This window comes from Shewanella sp. Isolate7, assembly GCF_022398425.1.
GTDB lineage: Bacteria > Pseudomonadota > Gammaproteobacteria > Enterobacterales > Shewanellaceae > Shewanella.
The window spans coordinates 1-3,270 of record NZ_JAKEVJ010000152.1 but is presented as its reverse complement, the minus strand read 5'-3'; the positions used below and the strand labels follow the sequence as shown (position 1 = coordinate 3,270).

Annotated in this window: 2 protein-coding genes and 2 pseudogenes; all 4 read right to left on the bottom strand. The window is 47.5% G+C overall.

Annotation, left to right across the window (positions count from 1 at the left end; genetic code table 11):
• Window positions 1-245, bottom strand: a 245-nt coding sequence (locus L1D47_RS20555; protein WP_239886607.1) for a transposase, incomplete at its 3' end; no start/stop codon positions are given.
• A 576-nt stretch (window positions 246-821) separates the two neighbouring features.
• Window positions 822-1,464: pseudogene (locus L1D47_RS20550) on the bottom strand (IS3 family transposase); the annotation flags it as partial.
• A gap of 73 nt (window positions 1,465-1,537) precedes the next feature.
• Window positions 1,538-1,860: pseudogene (locus L1D47_RS20545) on the bottom strand (transposase); the annotation flags it as partial.
• A 224-nt stretch (window positions 1,861-2,084) separates the two neighbouring features.
• Window positions 2,085-2,567, bottom strand: coding sequence for a lysozyme inhibitor LprI family protein (locus L1D47_RS20540; protein WP_239886606.1), 483 nt, complete (start codon window positions 2,565-2,567; stop codon window positions 2,085-2,087).
• Between the last annotated feature and the right edge of the window lie 703 nt (window positions 2,568-3,270).

The following is a 3,270-nucleotide window of genomic DNA, read 5'->3' as shown; positions in this document are numbered from 1 at the left end:
TAAAGCGCATCTTCCATCGCCTCATCACTCAGACTGTACCATTGCTGCATACAGTGAATGCGGAACATCGTTTCCAGTGGATAGGGACGACGACCATTGCCCGCTTTTGGATAAAAGGGCTCAATCACTTCCAGCAGTTGAGTCCATGGTAACAGGTTGTCCATCCGAGATAAGAAAATCTCTTTACGGGTCTGGCGGCGCTTGCTGGAAAACTCACTATCGGCAAAAGTTAACTGTTGGCTCATGGGCAGTAATGGCTGTGATTTACTATGTAGCTATGATCTCACATCAGGGACTTATTCGCATCTTCCCTAAATGTAATGCATATCCTAGGGAAGGTGCGAACAAGTCGTCGCACAGCTCTGGCTTTGATAGCAGCGACAGTTCAAGGCATTCAACTGAGGGCATGCCGAGGCCTGCTGAAGTTGAATAACGCCGAAATGGTGTTGCTATCAAAGCCCCGCAGGGCGAGGCTTACAGCGGTATTTGCTGCGTTACAGTTCTTGCGAAGGACTAGGGCCATTCGCTGCAAACTGTGCCTAGCATCTATCCACTTTAAGCACACGCAGAGCAAGCACACAGCTCTGGCTTTGATAGCAGCGACAGTTCAAGGCATTCAACTGAGGGCATGCCGAGGCCTGCTGAAGTTGAATAACGCCGAAATGGTGTTGCTATCAAAGCCCCGCAGGGCGAGGCTTACAGCGGTATTTGCTGCGTTACAGTTCTTGCGAAGGACTAGGGCCATTCGCTGCAAACTGTGCCTAGCATCTATCCACTTTAAGCACACGCAGAGCAAGCACGGGACTTATTCGCACCTTCCTTAGGTCTTTSGGCCTTCCTCGCGCCTCAAAGGCCATGGTTAGTGCCTTGCTTGTTAGCGCACTATCGGGCGAAAATGACATCGCCCACCCCACCGGTTTTCGTGCAAACAAGTCCAGAACAACGGCAAGGTAAGCCCATCGTTTTCCTGTCCACACATAGGTCACATCGCCACACCACACTTGATTGGGAGCCGTCACAGCAAACTGGCGGTCAAGGAGATTAGGGATGGCGACATGCTCCTTGTCTGCCTTTTTGTAGCGATGTTGCGGCACCTGGCTGCTCACTAGCCYCAGCTTCTTCATCAGCCTTGTGGCACGATAGCGCGTCAATCTCACGCCAGCTGTCGTCACCATATCAGCCAGGGTTCTGGCACCCGCTGACCCATTGCTGGCTTCATAAGCCTCCCGCACCATGCTGTCAACTTTATCTGCTTCGAATCAATGGTGATAGGTCTGCTTCGCCAATACTTGTAACTGCTGCGGTGAATACTAAATACTGAACAAATCCGCTTTACGCTATGGCTCTTCCTGAGTTTCTCGACTAACGAGAACTGTTCAGTGAGTCTGACATCAAGAGAGCCGTAGCCTTTTTTAAAATGGTGTTCTCTTCTTCAATGCGGCGGATTTTCTTYTCYAGCTCGCGGATCCGCTGTTGTTCGGGGGTGAGCGGTGCGCCTTTGGGGGATAGAACAAATCCGCTTTACGCTATGGCTCTTCCTGAGTTTCTCGACTAACGAGAACTGTTCAGTGAGTCTGACATCAAGAGAGCCGTAGCCTTTTTTAAAATGGTGTTCTCTTCTTCAATGCGGCGGATTTTCTTTTCTAGCTCGCGGATCCGCTGTTGTTCGGGGGTGAGCGGTGCGCCTTTGGGGGATACGCCTTGCTGCTCCTGTCGAAGCTGGTTTACCCATTTACGCATGGCTGAATTACTGACGCCCATCGCGCTTGCAGCCTCAGTTATGCTGTATCCCTGTTTCGTTACCAGCTGCGCAGCTTCTAATTTGAACTCTGCACTGAATGTCGGTCTTGTGTTCWTCATTTCTACCACCTTTTCTCTGGAAGTGAGTCTATCACTTCGTCTATTCAGGTGGCCAAATTCACTATGCCACTACAGTTTTTCTCAATCAGGGACTGCAAGTCCTTTTCCAGTGCAAAGTTCTTCTGCTCTACGGCAGACAATTTGTCACCTGAAATATCGAAAATTGGCACTTGATGATTACTCCATTGTATCTTTGGCTTCTAACGCCTCAAACAGTAGTTCATCTACTGCTTTGACTGGTTATATTTGTTCTTTAATATTTCTTGAAGACGCCATTGATACATTTGTGAACCACTACATACATCTCCTTCTTCTGCACCAACAAGCCATCGCTTTAGGAACTCAACTCTTTGAAGTGTGAGCCAAGTTTTGTGTCCTGACGCGCACATAGAAAAAGAACTACCATAATACGAAGGATCTTCAGTATGCGGATACTCCAATTCAAAGTCAGCATCACGAAGCTGGATCCAAGCAAGTTGCGCTTTTTTCAGTTTCCCCAAAAATTTCGCGTCGTCTTTATATATTTCTCTAATTTGCTTATAAACGCGATTAAGCTCAGCATCTGCTTCTTTATACCCTACTCCAGCACATTGATTCATCTTGGATTGAGTCATTGCATTAGCTAAACAACTTTCCCCTTCGCTAGCTGAAATAAAGGACGACAAAAATGTAAATGCAAACAGAACAGCATAACGTATAAGTTTCAAAATGACTCCTTATGAATATAACGCCCGACACAGCGGTGAGGTAAAACTGGCAGCGAATTTGCGAATGCAAATTTGGTGACAGATTTGCCGAGTCCGCCTGCTGCCGCTTGTTATGTGCGAGCTGTGAAATTGAGAAACATGATAACACTGGCGCAAGAAGCTGCCGAGAAAAAATGCGCTGCACGAAAATAGCAGAATTTCTGGTTGATGAAACGCGCTGTTGAAAGGATGAAAAAGCGACGAGATTTTCTGGGATACGTGCCAGTCTTGAAAAGATGCCTGGTTTGAAAATGTGATTACTCATCGCGAATTCCGTTTCCATCTTAAATGCTAAAAATTTAAATGCAGAATCCTGCTTTCATGCGCGGACAATTCCGAAACTAAGGCACATAACGCCCCTAATAAGCGGCGGCATGAAATGCCGTCCGGCAACCGTAGGGAGCATACTTGATTGGTTTGTATGGTTAATCCCGTTCCATTTTAGGGTAAATTGGAGGCCCACCCTCAATGGCCGTTGAGGGTCTTTATGCAGTAGCTCGATTGAATGGCGGCTCCTCTTACGAGAGACCGGTAACAAGTGGGTAGCGCTGCATAACTCCTAGCAATAACTCGAACAGTCATTGGGGCCTCGAGCCCGTATAGCAAGGCAGAGTAAGCTTATAATGAACAACCATAAAAACCAAACTGAAATCAATGTCGGCGT